A 15,602-nucleotide genomic window follows, 5' to 3' on the forward strand; every position below is an offset into this window, starting at 1 on the left:
TGAACGGCTTGGCGGGCTGCATCAATGCCGGTGCGATAGAGGGCCATGCAGCAGTTCAAAGTGCTACAGCGTCCTTTGCGCGTCTGATTAGATGCGCGGCGCTGTGGGCGCCTTGGAGTGAGCGCACTCGAAAATGGTCGTCAGTTAACGCTCAGGTTGGGCACAACACGAGTCATTTCAAACGGGGCACGACTTCAAATATATCACTCAGACGCGGCCGGCGCGTCGATCCAGGCTGAAGCCACCCGCGCCGAAGGCGACGATCTGCAGGAACCCGCCGGTGATGGCGAGATTTTTCATGAAGTGGATCACCTGGTTCTGGTCTGCGAAATTGGTGTGAAATCCGAGAGCCGATGCCAGGGTGAAGACCGCCAGGGCAAGTGCCGCCAAGCGGGTTTGATAGCCGAGGACGAGAAGGATGCTACCGCCGAGTTCCAGGACGACAGCGACGGCATAGGCTACCGTGGGCAGCGGCAGATTGGCCGCCCTTATATACTCGATCGTTCCTGCGGGATCCGCCAATTTTTCGAAGCCGGACGAGAGGAAAATGGCGGCGAGAAGCAGACGACCGATGAAGGCCAGGCCGCTCTGAAGTGCAAGGTTGTCGCTCATGTCGGAATACCTTTTCTTCGCGTTGGGCGATAGCGCCGCCACGCTTCGAGGACATTCCCGATCTGAAATAGAATTTGAACGGCCACAGGCAATCCATGTCGGACGATTCGTGGATGTTTTGGCGATGCCGCGCAAGGATCGACGCAGAGATCCGGAACAAGAGGCGGGCCGCGGGTGTTAGGCGGGCGAGCCTCCATCGCGTTTGATGTTTCGTTCATCGTAGAGAGGGCAAGATGGCCGTCCACTTCAATCACACGATCCTGTCGGCTCGCGACAGCAAGGCCTCGGCGGAATTCCTTGCCGATATGCTGGGTCTGCCGGCGCCGCGGCGCTGGGGGCCGTTCCACATGGTCACGACCGACAACGACGCCAATCTCGACTATATTGATACCGAAGGCGAGATCGTGCGCCAGCACTACGCCTTCCTGGTGGGCGACGCCGAGTTCGACGCAATATTCGATCGCATCCGCGAGCGGAACCTGCGCTACTGGGCCGATCCCGGCCAGCGAAGGCGGGACGAGACCAACGACCACGATGGTGGGCGAGGTCTCTATTTCGAAGATCCGAACGGCCATCTGCTGGAAATCATCACGCGCCCCTACGGCAGCGGCGGCTGGAACCCGGGAGCGTAGCGCCAAAGCGCCGATGCCGATCAGGCCATACCGGTCTCCTCTGCGACGACGGCCGTGCGGCTGGCAGGTGGCGGGATTAATTTTTTCGGGGTCTGAAACAGAATTTGAACGGAGGCGAAATGCGGCCGTGGAAAGCCCCGAAGGCCTTGGATGCGCGGGTCGAAAGAGACCCGCCGGGGCGTTTTCGAAGGGTCGCTCGGTCCCATCCGCGAGGCTTGCGGAAGTAAGTTGTTAACCTTCATTTCCTATTCGCTTAAGGCAGCCCCTTCGATAATGAATTTCGAGTTTTCAGGCCATGCGTATTCCCCGGACAAATTTCTCGACGGCAGCTTTGTATGATGCAAACCAGGCGGACGATTTCGAGGCTCCCCATCCGGGTGCGACGAGCAGCGCTCACGCCCAGACGGCAGGCTCCGGTGAACACGACCATCTGTTTGAGGCGCCGGAAGCGCCGCGGCGGGCTGCCGGCCAGGTAGCCGACGACACAGGCTACGCCGGGCGGGCGGCGCGGCTCTATGGGCAGGGCTCAGCCTACGCTCCGGCGCAAGTGACTGCCTCCACGCGAGATCCGCTTCCGACGCTTGCGGAAATCACCGGGCATGACGGCGATACGACCTGGGAAAGCCATTTCTTCCTGTCGCCCAATGTCCGCTTCACCCGCACGCCCGAGCGCGAATTCATGAAGCGCCGCGCGCCGGCGATCGAGGAGGGCGAAACCGAAGCCGAGGTGCCGGTCGAGGTCGCCGAGACGGATGTTGCGGCCAGGGATGATGTCGGGGAGGCGGCGGTCGAAGCGGCCCCGGCGAATGATATGCCGGCTGTCGAACCGGAGACACCCAACCACAGTCCATCCGAACTCCTGCGCGTACTGATGCAGCAGCTTCCCTCCTGGCGTTCTCAGCAGGCCCAAAACACCGACGTGGCCGAGCCGGCATTGGCTTCGGTACCGGTCGCAGCGCCGCAAGGGCCGACGGCGGTGGCAACGCAACCGGCATCCGAACAGGAAGCGGTCGACGCGAAGGCTGGGGAAATGCTTCCGGAGGCTCCAGCAATCACCCTCGGTGCGGTTACCGAGATCGGCGTTCAGCCCGACGCGCGCCTCGCCTATCTTTCCGATCATGCCTTCTTCGAATTCATGGAGCCCGTGGTCGTGGTCCCAGCGACCGCCGCGCCTTCGCTCGTTCCCGTGGCAACCTCGCCTGAGGCCGCAGTGGAAACGAAGACCGTGGCCGCCCGGCCGGTGGAAATCCCGTCGCTGCCGACGACCGGAATCACCTCGCTGTTCCGGGTCGTCGAATGCCGGCGTCCAGCGCCGGCCGCTGACTTGCCCGCTTCCGCTCAGACGCCAGACGCGATCGACGGGCCGCCGGTGGAGGAACCCGCTCCGGCGGCAGCCGCAGTGGTCGCGCCAGCATCCGCCGCAGCGCCGGCCGAGCCGATCGCGTTCGCTGCGGTGCCGGAGAAGGTTTCCGAAGCGCCGACGGCGAAAGCAATGGTCACCATGCCGGCCGTCGTGCAGCGCTCCTCCCCGTCGCTGCCGCTGATCGGAGCGATCGAGCGAGTCCAGACCGTCGACGCATATGCGTTTCCGTCCGAAGAACTGCTGCAGGAGCCGCCGGAAGGCCGAGGCTTCTTCATGACGCAGGAGCAACTCGAGCAGAATGCCGGGCTCCTCGAAAGCGTGCTCGAAGATTTCGGCGTCAAAGGCGAGATCATCCATGTGCGGCCAGGCCCCGTCGTCACGCTCTACGAATTCGAGCCGGCGCCGGGCGTCAAATCGTCCCGCGTAATCAACCTCGCCGACGATATCGCCCGCTCGATGTCGGCGCTCTCGGCCCGCGTCGCGGTGGTGCCCGGGCGCAACGTCATCGGCATCGAGCTGCCGAACGCCACCCGCGAGACGGTCTACTTTCGCGAACTGATCGAGTCCGCCGATTTCCGCAAGACCGGCTACAAGCTGGCGCTCTGCCTCGGCAAGACCATTGGCGGCGAACCGGTGATCGCCGAGCTTGCCAAGATGCCGCACCTGCTCGTTGCCGGCACCACCGGTTCGGGCAAGTCGGTGGCGATCAACACGATGATCCTGTCGCTGCTCTACCGGTTGAAGCCGGAGGAATGCCGGCTGATCATGGTCGATCCGAAGATGCTGGAACTCTCCGTCTATGACGGCATCCCGCATCTGCTGACCCCGGTTGTCACCGACCCGAAGAAGGCCGTGATGGCGCTCAAATGGGCGGTGCGCGAGATGGAGGACCGCTATCGCAAGATGTCGCGCCTCGGCGTGCGCAACATCGACGGCTACAACCAGCGGGCGGCCGTGGCGCGCGAGAAGGGCGAACCGATCCTCGCGACGGTCCAGACCGGTTTCGAAAAGGGGACGGGCGAGCCGCTTTTCGAACAGCAGGAAATGGATCTGGCGCCGATGCCTTATATCGTCGTCATCGTCGACGAGATGGCCGACCTGATGATGGTCGCCGGCAAGGAGATCGAAGGCGCGATCCAGCGGCTGGCGCAGATGGCGCGCGCCGCCGGCATTCACCTGATCATGGCAACGCAGCGCCCGTCGGTCGATGTCATCACGGGCACGATCAAGGCGAACTTCCCGACGCGCATCTCCTTCCAGGTCACCTCGAAGATCGACAGCCGCACGATCCTCGGCGAGCAGGGCGCCGAACAGCTCCTCGGCCAGGGCGACATGCTGCACATGGCCGGCGGCGGCCGCATCGCCCGCGTCCACGGGCCTTTCGTCTCCGACCTGGAGGTCGAGCATGTCGTGGCGCATCTGAAGACGCAGGGCCGCCCGGAATACCTCGAAACTGTGACCGCGGACGAAGAGGAAGAGGAGGCGGAAGAGGATCAGGGCGCCGTGTTCGACAAGAGCGCTATCGCGTCGGAAGACGGCAACGAGCTCTACGACCAGGCGGTCAAGGTGGTACTGCGTGACAAGAAGTGCTCCACGTCCTACATCCAGCGCCGCCTCGGCATCGGCTACAACCGTGCCGCTTCGCTCGTCGAGCGCATGGAGAAGGAGGGCCTTGTCGGCCCCGCCAACCATGTCGGCAAGCGCGAGATCATCTACGGCCAACGCGACCACTCCGGCGTGCCCGACAGCGACGATATGGAGTGATTCGCAGCCTCGCCTCGAGGACGCGAGTGCTGTGATCAGCGTGACGGACGGGAAACAGGTTCGGTACCGGCTAGAGCATCCCGCTTTCAAGTGGAATCACTGAAAGCGGATAAGATGCTCTAGAATCAAAGTGCTAGAGCGTCCTTTGTGCGTTCACTTGAACGCACGGCGCTAATATCGCGAAATCATGCAGCGGCGCGAGCCATCCGCCGTCGCAACGGCAAGGATCAGGACGGCGCGTGCCGTTGCGATCGGCCGGCGCGGCAGCAGCTCTTGAACGTCTTGCCCGAACCGCAAGGGCAGGGATCACTGCCGCGCAGCTGCAGGCGGCCGATCAGGGGCAGGAGGGCTGCGGAAGGCAAGAGCCCGGCGAGCAGGATCGCCAGCCGGGCGGAAATGCCCGGGATTACGAGACGTCGGCCGGCCTTGAATCCGCGCCAGGCGCGTTCGGCCACGTATTCCGATTCCACTTTGGGGAGGATCTTGAACAGCGCCGCCCTGTCGGCGCCCGATTTTTCGAGGAACTCCGTCGATACCGGTCCGGGGGCGACGCAGGTGACTGTCACGCCGGCCGGGCGCACCTCCTGATGCAGCGCCTCTGAAAAGGAACGGACGAAGCCCTTGCTCGCATAGTACAAGGCCATGAACGGTCCGGGCGTGAAGCTCGCGACGGAACCGAGATTGATCACGCCGCCCCTGCCGCGCGCGACCATTCCGGGAAGGAAACGGAGCGTGAGCTCGGTCAAGACGCGGATATTGAGATCGACCATTCCGATTTGCTCGTCGAGCGGCAGTGTCGCGGCCCCGCCGCGCAGGCCATAGCCGGCGCTGTTGACGAGAACGTCGCATACCAGCCGCTGGTTGGATAGGAAGTCTTCGAGGCACGCCGCCGCATCGGCGGCCGTGAGATCCAGAGCAAGTGTGAAAGCCTCGCCGCCTGCCTTCCGCACGGAGGCCGCGGCCGCCTGCAGACCTTCTTCCGAACGCGCGACCAGGACGACGGTGGCGCCGTCCTTCGCGGCAGCCTCGGCGATCGCCTTGCCGATGCCGCGCGAGGCGCCGACCACGACGACGGCCGGCCGGGACTCGGGGCTCGTCATGCCGCTGACCCCGATGCTGCAGCATTCGGGGCGGTTCCGCTTTCGGAAAGACCGGCCACTTCATCGGCGACTTCGCCGTTCAGGATCTTTTCGAACCGTTCCAGCGCCCGCGCGACATTGGCGCCGTCCATGACCCTGTGGTCATAGTGGATGCGGACGGTCACCACTCCATCCTCGCTGATCGGACCGTAATTGAAAATCGTGGTGAGCGGCGTCAGGGGATTGAGGGACTCCGCGCCGAGACCGGAATAGACCGACAGCTGGAAAGTGCCGAAATGGCGCGCGCGCTGGCGCCCGATATTGAGGCCAAGCCACATGAGCAGCCATCGGATCGGCGCCGGTGCGCGGGCGAGCTTCAAGGCACGGCGGAACTGCTTGATCTCGAGTACCGGACGCGATCGCGCTGACTGGATCATCGCCCCCAATTCGGCAATCGAACGCTGCTCGGGAGTCTTGATCGTGCTCAAGAGCACGACCCGTTCGCCCCCATGTTCGCGCTCGTGCGCGACCGACGCAACGCTTCCCGGATATTCGTAGAGCTGCGGCCTCGGGAATTTGACGTAGGCGCGGCGAAACTCCGGTGTCTCCTTGGAGAGGAGCGCATATCCCTTCAGGAAAAGGACTGTCCAGGACGGCCGGCTTGGCTGTGCCAATCTGGCTTTTTGCAGGGGGCCAAGGTTCATCTGACGCTGTACCGTGACCCGTGGCACGCCGATCGAAAATCGCATCAGGTCTCCGACAAGGCGTCGTGCCGCCGAAAGCTTGAGGGCTCGGCCTCGCATCATGCCACCTCTAGTAAAGATAGGGGATAATTCGCTTGGTCCTGTCCATATAGGCGCGGTACTGCGGGCCGAATATTTCCAGCATCATGCGCTCCTCCTCGTCCACTCTGAGGAAAAAGAGGACAGCAAAGCCCACCAGACCCGCGAGACCCGCCACCCAGTTCGACAGCAGGAAGGCCTGGCCGATGCCCATAAGCAGGAAGGAGGTGTACATCGGGTGACGGACGAGCGCATAGGGTCCGCGGCATATCAGCTCGTGCTTGTCGCGAATCTCCAGCGAAATGGACCAGTTGCGGCCGAGTTCCTTGTGGGTTCTGCGGAAGACCCACATCGCCGTGGCGAAGGTCAAGGCGCCGACGACGACCGCCCATGCGTGCGCCGGATGGTCGGCCGCCTCCGGCTTGCCGGTGGCGACGTAAAAACCGGGAACGACCGCGAGGCCGATGAGGGCCGCTGCAAGCCCGACTGTCTCGGAACGCGAGCGGCGGTGGCTGACGACCCGCACGCGCTTGGCCCGGCGCTCATACGGACGCCGAATGAAGTACCAGGCGACGATGCCGAGCACCCAGATGATTTCGCCGACGGAAGCGACTGATATGTTCACTCTAGCTCACCTAAGCTTCGCTGCGATCCGCGGCCATCGCAACGGCTGTCAAGGTTGTGGCCATTATGCTCCGCTCCGACCGACAAAGGTTCAGCGGTGGTATGACCCGACCGCCGGATGACCGGTGGGGTGATCAATTGCACTCACCCGCCGTTCATCTCCCGAAGCTTTGTAATGAATTCTTGCGGCCTGAGCCAGATGCCGGGTGTCTCATACCCCATCGAACGCGCAATCTCCGCCACGAAGGCGTTGCAGTTGTAGAGCGACGCGTGCCAGAGACGGGACTTGGCCTTCAGCTTTCGGATGTCCGCGACGACTTTCTGGTACTCGGCCTCCGTCAGCAGAACGCGCCAGCTTGCCGACCTGTATTCCTCTTCCAGGTCGCCGTCGCTCCACCCGGTCTCGGCTGGGACAGGCAGGAAATGGCCCATGACGTACGGTCCGGCGTCGGTCGTAGCCGGGGCGAGTCCTGCGACCTCGGGATTGATCATTGCTCCAGCCTTGTTCGTGCGCCCGAAAATCACGTAGGAGTGGCCGTAGCTGAGCGCGTAGCGAGAGCGGAATTCGATAAAGTAGCCGTAGTTTCTCTGTTGAGACTTTCCGTCGGACAGCGCCCCGGTGGCATCGTAACTCGAAACAAAACGCGGTTGGGGAGCCTTGTCTTCGGTTTGACATGCTGTGGTTGCCAGTGCGAGCAGGACCACAAGCGATATGCGACCTCGTATAAGCGCCATTACTACGCTCTATCTCCCGAGCTTTGATGAGCGCCAAGTTGAAGCCAGCTTTTGTGAGCTTCAGGCGTCAGCGCTGTAAATCCTAAGCCGGTGCGGCCATGAAAAGTAGCGTGGGAAGGATCGTAAGACCCTCCCCGCGCAAAGGTCAAATTTTACTTATAGACTGGCGCCTGTTCAACTGGCGCTGCCGCCGGTGGCGGTTCCTTGCCCTTGCCTTTGCCAACGGCCCCGCAAGCGCTCAGGCTGGCGACGGAAAACAACGCAATCATCACGATTAGAATTCGGCTCATCAAGTAGTCCTTTCCTCAATAGTCGGAATGGGTTATCGAAGGCAACATTCAAAGTAATAGTGGCGATTTGCGACTCGGCCTAGTGCAGAAAGGACACAGTTGCCGTTCGGTTTGTCGTTGCCGAACTTTCAACGGTGTTCCAAAAACACACAGCTTCATCATTTATACCGAAAATTATGGGGAAACACCATCAGATGATCAATACCTCGGTGCCCACGGGCGTGCGGCTGTAGAGGTCGACGATATCCTCGTTCGTCAAGCGAATGCAACCGTTCGAAACCGCGTGGCCAATCGTCCAAGGCTCGTTCGTTCCGTGCACGCGGAACATGGTGTCTTGTCCGCCGCGGTAGAGATAAAGGGCCGACGCGCCAAGCGGATTGTGGGGTCCGCCGGAGACACCGCCCGCATATTGCGCCAGGTGCGGCTTGCGCTTGATCATGCTGGCGGTTGGTGTCCATGCGGGCCACTCCGCCTTGCGGCCGATGACCGCCCTGCCTTTCATGGTAAGCCCCTCTTCTCCGACGCCGATTCCGTAACGCGTCGCCCAGCCGCCCTCTTCGATCGAATAGAGGTAGCGCTCCATCGTATTAACGACGATCGTTCCGGGCGCCTCGTATCCTTCATAGCGGACATGCTGCCTTCGGTAGCGACGGTCCACGCCGGACTGGTTTCCGAACAGGGATGGAACAGGCACCCCCATCCCTTGCCAGCTTGAACTACATCCAGAGGTCAACAGAGCCAGACCGCCCAAAACGAGCGTCCGGCGCGTAATTCGGTTATCGTCCATCTTTACCTGCTGAGCAAAATGATGCGCCCCCAGATTCGTCTTTAACATTGCCGCGCGCAGCGGCCAAGTCTTGTACGTCGATTAAAGTGGCTGGACAGCGTAAAGGGTTGGAAAGGCGTACATCTTTGCTCGCGACCGAAAGCATCAGCGGGAGAAGCGTGGTATATCTGTAGGGGTACCTAGTTCAGGCGAATGAATAGCGGCGGGATCAACAGGCGGGTTCTCGCGAGTCGTGGAGGTTTCGGGTCGCTGACGTAGATGCGGCTCCAGCTAACTTGTGAAACGTCTTGCGGTGCCGTGCCCGCTCGATTAGGTCGAGGCACGACAATAAGGATAGACAAATGAAACTTGGCTTTGAGGGGAAGGTTGCGATCGTGACCGGTGCGGGTTCCGGTATTGGCGCGGCGGTTTCCCTGCAACTCGGTAGCGAGGGGGCCGAGGTCGTCGTTGCCGACCTGGACGCTGACGCCGCGCGCCGAATCACCGCCGAGATTCGTGCGCACGGCGGCAAGGCCCACGACTTCGTCGTCGACGTGGCCGATGCAGAAGCTGTGGATAAGTTGGTGAGGTTCGCCGTCGAGAAATGCGGCGGCCTTCATCTGGCGGTCAACAACGCCGGCATCGACGGCATCCGCAAGGCGACGGCCGACTACCCGCTCGACGAGTGGCACAAGGTGATGAACGTCAACCTGAACGGCGTTTTCTACTGCATGAAGCGCGAGATCGCCGCCATGTTGTCGCAGGGCGGCGGCGCGATCGTCAACATGTCGTCCATTCTCGGCTCGGTCGGCCTGCCGACCGCCGCCGCCTATACCGCAGCCAAGCACGGGATCGTCGGGCTGACGAAGGTCGCCGCAATGGAATATGCGCGGATGGGCATCCGCATCAATGCCGTCGGTCCCGGGTGGATCGAAACGCCGCTCCTGTCGGAGCATGCCGACATCGCGAGCACCCGGCGCATGATGTCGCTGCAGCCGATGGCAAGGCGCGGCAAGCCGGAGGAGGTGGCGTCCCTCGTGTGCTTCCTGCTGTCGGAGCAGGCGAGCTTCATCACCGGAAGCGTCCACCTCGTGGACGGCGCCTATACGGCCCATTGAGCCGCAAGCTTCCGGCGAAGCGGCATGTTGCGGCAAGACGGGGCCGCGTTCCACGTCGGCGGCCTGTAATTCGCGCCGGCCGACGTGGCGATCCGGACGGAGTGAGAGGAGAGCCGGGCTGCCCCGGCGCTCCTGCAGCGCCGCGTGTCGTATCAGACGCGCAAAGGACGCAGCGGCACGTGGGTTTACGGACGAACGGTGATGTGCCCCTCCATATTGGGATGATAACGGCAAATATAGTCGAAGCTGCCGGGCTCCCTCATCAGAAGGCGACCTGATTTTTTCGCCGGCACGAGCACTTCAGTACCTCCCTTCATGGTGGCCGTGTGAACGAGCGCATCCTTGTTGATCCACTCGATTTCATCGCCCACTTTCGCCTCGATCTCCGCCGGCGCGTAGACGAGGCGGTCGATCGTCACTTCAATGGTTTCCGCCTGAGCGGGAACGACGATGGTCGCCGTTCCCAGCAACAGGGCGAGAAAAGCTGGTCTTAGCGGGTTCGCTGCCGCGTTCATCTCAGCTCCGTCGCGACATGTTCGGCGTGCTGCTGATGGCCCTGAAACAGCTTCAGCCCGGTCTCGAGCAGAGACTTGAGCTCGGCATTTTGCGCGGACGGGATCAGCAGGGTTTCCAGCGCGCCATTGACCTGCTTGTGATAGGCGGCCTCGTTCTCGACATAGGCCTTGTCGAAATCCGCGCCCGTCAGCTTCGCCAGTTCCGAACGCTTGCTTTCGGCCGCCTGCGACAATGCCTTGCTGGTGTCGTTGTCCTCGGGCGTAACATTGAGCTTCTTGACGAGATCGAGTGCTTGCTTGTTCACCGACTCGTGGTCGCGCACCATGCTCTCGGCGAATTCGACCACGGTCTTGTTTTTCGATGTGGCAATGGCCAGCTTCGCCGCTTCGACATCGATCACACCTGCGGTGTAAGCGATATGCGCGATCTGCGGATCCGTGGGCTTGTCGGCGGCGAGCGCCCAATTACCTCCGAGCAACAGGGCGAATGCGGCGGCGGCAGTGGTTAAGCGTACGGTCATCGGATGTTCCTTTCTTCGAAGTTCAAAGCGTGTTGACGTGCTTTGGATGCTTCGCGGGTCGAAACGTTCCCGATTACCTGTCGCCGTCCTCCGGTTCCTGTCGCGAGAGGCGGGCAAGTACGGCCTCGGTCAGACGCTCGCAACGTTTGCCCGCGAAGGGGAAGGCGTCGAGCAGTAGCGGACCGATCTGTCTCTCCAGTTGCTCTTTGATGAGATGTCGCGCGCGAAAGAGCCGCGTTCGGACGGTCTCGGGGCGAAGCGCCAGCAGATCGGCGGTCTCTTCGTTGCTGAGCCCCTCGATCACCCGCATGACGAAGACGGTGCGGTAGATATCCGGAAGCTGATCGGTCGCCTTTTCGACAAGGTCGAGAATCTGTCGCTGTGCCATCGTTTTTTCCGGATTGTCGGTGTCTGCGTTGCGCGGGAAGGCGATGATGTCCGCCTGATGGGTTTGCAACATGTCGTCGGTAAGCCGCTTCCTGCGCCGTCGCTGGCGCAGCCGGCCCAGGGCCTCGTTGATTACGATGCGCGAGAGCCACGTGGTGATCGCCGAGTCGCCGCGAAATTCGGAGAAATGCGTGAAGGCGCGGACATAGGCCTCCTGGAGAACGTCCTCGGCATCGCTGTTGTTCTGCACGATGCTTCGCGCAATGCGATAGAGCTTGCGGTTGTGCGTCTGCATGATCACGCGGAAGGCATCGATTTCTTGCGGCGAGGTCGCGCGTTTTCGGGAGGGGATAGTGTCAGCAATGGGCATGGTCGAGGCTCCTTGTCGCACATTGGATGCCGGACCCGCTCAAACGTTCCCAGATGTGCAGCAGACGACCATCTTATCGCGATCGCCTGCGCGCTTCGAGCCTGCAGCGCCGCGCGTCTTATCAGACACGCAAAGGACGCTGCAGCACTTTGAATTGCTGCATGTTTTTATCCCTTGATCGGCCAGGATTTAACGAAACAGACAGTAGCCCTCAAAACAGAAAGCCCGGCGCGGGAGGAGGGGCGCCGGGCTTCCGATTCTGATCGGCAACTGGGAGGAGGAGGGTTGCCGATCCCACGATAGAGCCGGGAGGAGGAGGCTCTATCGATGAATCATACAATGGTGTTGCGGTGCAGTACCTTCAAGTCCGAGAGGGCAGATTTTCCAGAGCGGGATGAGGAAAAGTGTGAGCGGTTTTCCGCCCGCATCCCGCTCCAAATTATTAGAACCGATCACGTTTATGATTTTGGGTCGATTGGACCCAAAATCATCGTGATCTAGATGGCAACGGTGCCGGCGTGGTGGCGCGCGCAGGGCCTGATCGCGCGAGCGATGTGCTTGCATTCGCCGCCGTCTGCGCCAGATTCAGAAGACCGAACAGGAAGGAGGCGGCCATGGCGGAGGATCGCAAAGCGGCTTTGGTCCGGATCACTGGACGAGTACAGGGCGTGTGCTTCCGTGTCTGGACCCGCGACGAAGCGGCACAGCTTGGCCTGGCGGGCTGGGTTCGCAACGAACGCGACGGCTCCGTCACAGCCCTGATTGCCGGACCCGAGGCGGCGATCTCGACGATGCTGAACCGCTTTTGGAAAGGCCCGCCGGCGGCACGGGTGTCAAACGTCGAGAGCGAAGATGCCTCGTCCGTACAAGCGCCCTTGGGGTTTCAAATCACCGATTGACACGATGGTCCGCAGCCCCGCCCGCTGCATGCTTACTTAATTCGGAGCGGACTTAAGGGAAAAACATGCAGCAAATCAAAGTGCTACAGCGCCCTTCGTGTAGGCGCCGGCGGGGTCATACCCGCTCCAGCGCCACGGCGATGCCCTGGCCGACGCCGATGCACATGGTCGAGAGCGAATAGCGCCCGCCGGTCCCGGCGAGTTCCAGTGCCGCCGTTCCGGTGATGCGCGCCCCCGACATGCCGAGCGGATGGCCGAGCGCGATCGCACCGCCGTTGCGGTTGACGCGGGCGTCGTCGTCGGCAATGCCGAGCGCGCGCAACACCACCAGTCCCTGACTCGCGAAGGCCTCGTTGACTTCGATCACGTCGAACTGATCTTGCGTCATGCCGAGACGCGCCATGAGCTTGCGGGACGCGGGGATCGGGCCGATGCCCATCACCCGCGGGGGCACGGCCGCCGAAGCGCCGCCAAGGATGCGGGCGATCGGGGTCAATCCGTGTTTTCGTGCGGCTTCCTCCGAGGCGATGATGAGCGCCGCTGCACCGTCGTTGACGCCCGAGGCGTTGCCGGCAGTGACCGTGCCACCTTCGCGGAACGGTGCCTTTAGCCTGGCAAGCGCTTCCATCGTCGTTGCCCGGGGGTGCTCGTCCCTATCGACAACGACGGGCTCGCCCTTCTTCTGCGGAATGGTGACCGAGACGATTTCCCTGGCGAGGAGGCCGTTCGCCTGTGCAGCGGCGGCCTTCGCCTGGCTGCGCACGGCAAACGCATCCTGATCCTCGCGCGAAACGTGATAGTCCTCGGCAACATTCTCGCCGGTCTCCGGCATGGAATCGACGCCGTATTGTTTCTTCATCAACGGGTTGACGAAGCGCCAGCCGATGGTGGTGTCGTGGATCTCCGCATGTCGCGAAAAGGCGCTTTCGGCTTTCGGCAGCACGAAGGGCGCGCGCGACATCGACTCGACGCCACCGGCGACCATCAGCTCGGCTTCGCCCGACTTGACGGCGCGTGCCGCCGTAATGACGGCGTCCATGCCAGAGCCGCAAAGACGGTTGATCGTCGTGCCGGGAACGGAAAGCGGGAAGCCGGCGAGCAGCAGCGACATGCGTGCGACGTTGCGGTTGTCCTCGCCCGCCTGGTTGGCGCAGCCGAAGATCACGTCGTCGACCGCTTCCCAGTCGACCGAGGCGTTGCGCTGCAGGAGGCTTTTGAGCGGAATCGCGCCGAGATCGTCCGCGCGCACCGAGGACAGCGACCCACCGAAGCGGCCGATCGGCGTGCGGATATAGTCGCAGATGAAAACGTCGCGCATCAGGCGGCCTCCTTACCCTTGTCCGTGCCCTGATGGGCCTTCTTGGTGCGGGCGTTGATGTCGCGCAGCACCGAAAGTTCCGTTTCCGTCGGCACCGGCGTCTCGATGACCGTGTCGGCGAACTTGATTGCCCAGCCGCAATTTTCGACGATCTGCGCGCGTGTGACGCCGTGATGGATCGAGACCACAGTCAGTTCCTTCGTCTCCGGATCCGGTTCGAGGATGCAAAGATCGGTGATCACGCGGGTGGGCCCCTTGGTCTTCATGCCGAGCCGCTCGCGGTGGTTTCCGCCTTCGCCGTGGCCCATCGACGTGATGAAGGGCAGCTTCTCGACGAAACCGCGCTTCGAGAGCGCCATGGTGATGAAGATGCGGCCGCAATTGGAGGCGATCTCCGGCGCACCGCCGCCGCCCGGGAGACGGACCTTCGGGTGGTCGTAGGGACCGACGACCGTCGTGTTGAGATTGGCAAAGCGGTCGATCTGCGCGCCGCCCAAAAAGCCGGTGGTGATGCGCCCGCCCTGCAGCCAGTAGCGGAACATTTCCGGGACCGAGACGGTGAAGAGCGCAGTGTCGCACAACTCGCCGTCGCCGATCGACAGCGGCAGCACGTCCGGCTTGGTGCCGACGGTGCCGCTCTCGTAGATCAGCGTGATATCCGGCGCGTGCGTCAGCCGGGCGATGTTGCAGGCGGCCGACGGCGCGCCGATGCCGACGAAGCAGACGTCGTCATTGGAAAGTTCGCGCGATGCGGCAATCGTCATCATTTCCGTGGGTGTGAATTCCGTCATCGTCGCCTCCTCACGCGACCTTTGCCGACTTGGCGGCATGTCTGGCGAAGTCCTCGGGCTTCGCGTCGAGCACGTTTTCCTTGATCCAGGCGGTGAACGTTTCCCGGTCGCGGGCGATCTCGTCCCAGGCGATGTAGAAGGCGTTGGAGCGCGGATAATAGCCATGCGCATAGGAGGGGAAAGCGCCGCCCGGCACGTGGACGACTGCCGTCACCGCCCACGTGGGCAGCACGACCGAATTCGGGGAGGGCGGGTCAAGCTCGTCGACGATCTCCTCGACGGTCACGATCGAGCGCCTGGCCGCAAGCACTGCTTCCTTCTGCACGCCGACGATGCCTTCGAGGAGCACATTGCCCTTGCGATCGGCGCGCTGCGCGTGGATGATCGTCACGTCCGGACGGATCGCCGGCACGGCGGCGAGCACTTCGCCGGTGAACGGGCAGGTAACTTGTCTGATGTTCGGGTTCACCTTGGGCAGGTCGGCGCCGATATAGCCCCTCAGCATTGCGAAGGGCAGGTTCGCGGCGCCCGCCTCATAGGCGTTCGCCATCGCCGCGTGAGAGTGCTCCTCGATTTCCAGCGGCCGCGGCCATTGATTCTCCACCGCATCGCGGAAGCGGTGCAGCGAGCCCACGCCGGGATTGCCGCCCCAGGAAAATTTCATGCCGCGTGCGGCGCCGACGCCGATCAACTGGTCATAGAGGATGTCCGGCGTCATGCGGACGAGGAAGAGATCCTTGCTGCCCTGGCGGATCACCTCATGGCCGGCGGCATAGGGAATGAGATGGGTGAAGCCTTCCATGGCGACGGTGTCGCCATCCTTCACGTTTTCGGCGACCGCCTCGGCGAGCGACACTATGCGAGCCATACTGGCCCTCCTCCGTTGATGTTGCCGAACCGCCGAGCACGGGACCCGCGGTCCCGCCCGGCTTTCGTCATCGGCGATGGCGGAAATAAGCGCTCGTTTCAGCCACTCGTCAAATATTTTGTGCGATATTTGACATTTGTTCATATATCGCACAAAATGAACGCGCTA

Annotated in this window: 17 protein-coding genes; 4 read left to right on the forward strand and 13 right to left on the reverse strand. The window is 62.5% G+C overall.

Annotated features, from left to right (window positions below; genetic code table 11):
- Positions 1–207: 207 nt before the first annotated feature.
- Positions 208–612, reverse strand: a complete 405-nt coding sequence (locus RB548_RS25605; protein WP_331376568.1) for a DoxX family protein — start codon at positions 610–612, stop codon at positions 208–210.
- Positions 613–845: 233 nt separating this feature from the next.
- Here RB548_RS25605 and RB548_RS25610 point away from each other — a divergent pair, with 233 nt between their 5' ends.
- Both RB548_RS25610 and RB548_RS25615 read left to right on the forward strand, forming a co-directional pair.
- A complete protein-coding gene (locus tag RB548_RS25610; protein WP_331376569.1) occupies positions 846–1,244 on the forward strand; it encodes a VOC family protein in 399 nt (132 codons plus the stop codon).
- A gap of 295 nt (positions 1,245–1,539) precedes the next feature.
- Entirely contained in the window at positions 1,540–4,371 is a 2,832-nt protein-coding gene (locus tag RB548_RS25615) for a DNA translocase FtsK (protein WP_331376570.1), read from the forward strand.
- A gap of 227 nt (positions 4,372–4,598) precedes the next feature.
- Here the strand turns inward: RB548_RS25615 and RB548_RS25620 are convergent, their stop codons facing one another.
- The 6 genes from RB548_RS25620 to RB548_RS25645 form a co-directional block, all read right to left on the reverse strand.
- On the reverse strand, positions 4,599–5,471 hold the full coding sequence (locus RB548_RS25620; protein WP_331376571.1) for an SDR family NAD(P)-dependent oxidoreductase: 873 nt from the start codon (positions 5,469–5,471) through the stop codon (positions 4,599–4,601).
- Positions 5,468–6,253 (reverse strand): hypothetical protein, encoded by a 786-nt coding sequence (locus RB548_RS25625; protein ID WP_331377099.1) that lies wholly within the window; start codon positions 6,251–6,253, stop codon positions 5,468–5,470. The genes RB548_RS25620 and RB548_RS25625 overlap by 4 nt, the downstream gene beginning before the upstream one ends.
- A gap of 10 nt (positions 6,254–6,263) precedes the next feature.
- Positions 6,264–6,851: a protein-S-isoprenylcysteine O-methyltransferase gene (locus RB548_RS25630; protein ID WP_331377100.1), complete on the reverse strand. Its 588-nt coding sequence runs from the start codon at positions 6,849–6,851 to the stop codon at positions 6,264–6,266.
- 149 nt (positions 6,852–7,000) lie between these two features.
- On the reverse strand, positions 7,001–7,591 hold the full coding sequence (locus tag RB548_RS25635; protein WP_331376572.1) for a hypothetical protein: 591 nt from the start codon (positions 7,589–7,591) through the stop codon (positions 7,001–7,003).
- A 152-nt stretch (positions 7,592–7,743) separates the two neighbouring features.
- Complete coding sequence (locus RB548_RS25640; protein WP_331376573.1) at positions 7,744–7,881, reverse strand: ABC transporter; 138 nt, start codon at positions 7,879–7,881, stop codon at positions 7,744–7,746.
- A gap of 190 nt (positions 7,882–8,071) precedes the next feature.
- The gene (locus tag RB548_RS25645) at positions 8,072–8,668 is read right to left on the reverse strand and encodes a L,D-transpeptidase (protein WP_331376574.1); all 597 of its coding nucleotides are present in this window, start codon (positions 8,666–8,668) and stop codon (positions 8,072–8,074) included.
- A 341-nt stretch (positions 8,669–9,009) separates the two neighbouring features.
- Here RB548_RS25645 and RB548_RS25650 point away from each other — a divergent pair, with 341 nt between their 5' ends.
- Positions 9,010–9,765: an SDR family NAD(P)-dependent oxidoreductase gene (locus tag RB548_RS25650; protein WP_331376575.1), complete on the forward strand. Its 756-nt coding sequence runs from the start codon at positions 9,010–9,012 to the stop codon at positions 9,763–9,765.
- A 185-nt stretch (positions 9,766–9,950) separates the two neighbouring features.
- On the opposite strand, the gene RB548_RS25655 is transcribed toward RB548_RS25650, so the two are convergent.
- The 3 genes from RB548_RS25655 to RB548_RS25665 all read right to left on the reverse strand — a co-directional run bounded on the left by RB548_RS25655 (position 9,951) and on the right by RB548_RS25665 (position 11,558).
- A complete protein-coding gene (locus tag RB548_RS25655; protein ID WP_331376576.1) occupies positions 9,951–10,280 on the reverse strand; it encodes a cupredoxin domain-containing protein in 330 nt (109 codons plus the stop codon).
- The gene (locus tag RB548_RS25660) at positions 10,277–10,801 is read right to left on the reverse strand and encodes a DUF4142 domain-containing protein (protein WP_331376577.1); all 525 of its coding nucleotides are present in this window, start codon (positions 10,799–10,801) and stop codon (positions 10,277–10,279) included. Before RB548_RS25660 ends, RB548_RS25655 begins: the two co-directional genes overlap by 4 nt.
- 73 nt (positions 10,802–10,874) lie before the next feature.
- The gene (locus RB548_RS25665; RefSeq protein ID WP_331376578.1) at positions 10,875–11,558 is read right to left on the reverse strand and encodes an RNA polymerase sigma factor; all 684 of its coding nucleotides are present in this window, start codon (positions 11,556–11,558) and stop codon (positions 10,875–10,877) included.
- Between the two features lie 614 nt (positions 11,559–12,172).
- Here RB548_RS25665 and RB548_RS25670 point away from each other — a divergent pair.
- Positions 12,173–12,457, forward strand: coding sequence for an acylphosphatase (locus RB548_RS25670; protein ID WP_331376579.1), 285 nt, complete (start codon positions 12,173–12,175; stop codon positions 12,455–12,457).
- 115 nt (positions 12,458–12,572) lie between these two features.
- Here the strand turns inward: RB548_RS25670 and pcaF are convergent, their stop codons facing one another.
- The 3 genes from pcaF to RB548_RS25685 are packed head-to-tail and all read right to left on the reverse strand — an operon-like array spanning position 12,573 to position 15,434.
- Positions 12,573–13,775 carry a 3-oxoadipyl-CoA thiolase gene (gene pcaF / locus RB548_RS25675; protein WP_331376580.1) on the reverse strand — a complete coding sequence of 401 codons (1,203 nt, stop codon included), beginning with the start codon at positions 13,773–13,775 and terminating at the stop codon, positions 12,573–12,575.
- Positions 13,775–14,566, reverse strand: a complete 792-nt coding sequence (locus RB548_RS25680; protein WP_331376581.1) for a CoA-transferase subunit beta — start codon at positions 14,564–14,566, stop codon at positions 13,775–13,777. The genes pcaF and RB548_RS25680 overlap by 1 nt, the downstream gene beginning before the upstream one ends.
- Positions 14,567–14,576: 10 nt before the next feature.
- Positions 14,577–15,434, reverse strand: coding sequence for a CoA transferase subunit A (locus RB548_RS25685; protein WP_331376582.1), 858 nt, complete (start codon positions 15,432–15,434; stop codon positions 14,577–14,579).
- Between the last annotated feature and the right edge of the window lie 168 nt (positions 15,435–15,602).

This window comes from Sinorhizobium chiapasense, assembly GCF_036488675.1.
GTDB classification, from domain to species: Bacteria; Pseudomonadota; Alphaproteobacteria; order Rhizobiales; family Rhizobiaceae; genus Sinorhizobium; species Sinorhizobium chiapasense.

Excerpts from the sequence above, each read along its gene's own strand:
- RB548_RS25680 (WP_331376581.1), bottom strand. The coding sequence starts at position 14,566 with ATGACGGAATTCACACCCACGGAAATGATGACGATTGCCGCATCGCGC.
- RB548_RS25635 (WP_331376572.1), bottom strand. The coding sequence starts at position 7,591 with ATGGCGCTTATACGAGGTCGCATATCGCTTGTGGTCCTGCTCGCACTG.
- RB548_RS25650 (WP_331376575.1), top strand. The coding sequence starts at position 9,010 with ATGAAACTTGGCTTTGAGGGGAAGGTTGCGATCGTGACCGGTGCGGGT.
- RB548_RS25685 (WP_331376582.1), bottom strand. The coding sequence starts at position 15,434 with ATGGCTCGCATAGTGTCGCTCGCCGAGGCGGTCGCCGAAAACGTGAAG.
- pcaF (WP_331376580.1), bottom strand. The coding sequence starts at position 13,775 with ATGCGCGACGTTTTCATCTGCGACTATATCCGCACGCCGATCGGCCGC.
- RB548_RS25610 (WP_331376569.1), top strand. The coding sequence starts at position 846 with ATGGCCGTCCACTTCAATCACACGATCCTGTCGGCTCGCGACAGCAAG.
- RB548_RS25645 (WP_331376574.1), bottom strand. The coding sequence starts at position 8,668 with ATGGACGATAACCGAATTACGCGCCGGACGCTCGTTTTGGGCGGTCTG.
- RB548_RS25660 (WP_331376577.1), bottom strand. The coding sequence starts at position 10,801 with ATGACCGTACGCTTAACCACTGCCGCCGCCGCATTCGCCCTGTTGCTC.
- RB548_RS25620 (WP_331376571.1), bottom strand. The coding sequence starts at position 5,471 with ATGACGAGCCCCGAGTCCCGGCCGGCCGTCGTCGTGGTCGGCGCCTCG.
- RB548_RS25605 (WP_331376568.1), bottom strand. The coding sequence starts at position 612 with ATGAGCGACAACCTTGCACTTCAGAGCGGCCTGGCCTTCATCGGTCGT.
- RB548_RS25655 (WP_331376576.1), bottom strand. The coding sequence starts at position 10,280 with ATGAACGCGGCAGCGAACCCGCTAAGACCAGCTTTTCTCGCCCTGTTG.
- RB548_RS25665 (WP_331376578.1), bottom strand. The coding sequence starts at position 11,558 with ATGCCCATTGCTGACACTATCCCCTCCCGAAAACGCGCGACCTCGCCG.
- RB548_RS25615 (WP_331376570.1), top strand. The coding sequence starts at position 1,540 with ATGCGTATTCCCCGGACAAATTTCTCGACGGCAGCTTTGTATGATGCA.
- RB548_RS25670 (WP_331376579.1), top strand. The coding sequence starts at position 12,173 with ATGGCGGAGGATCGCAAAGCGGCTTTGGTCCGGATCACTGGACGAGTA.
- RB548_RS25640 (WP_331376573.1), bottom strand. The coding sequence starts at position 7,881 with ATGAGCCGAATTCTAATCGTGATGATTGCGTTGTTTTCCGTCGCCAGC.
- RB548_RS25625 (WP_331377099.1), bottom strand. The coding sequence starts at position 6,253 with ATGCGAGGCCGAGCCCTCAAGCTTTCGGCGGCACGACGCCTTGTCGGA.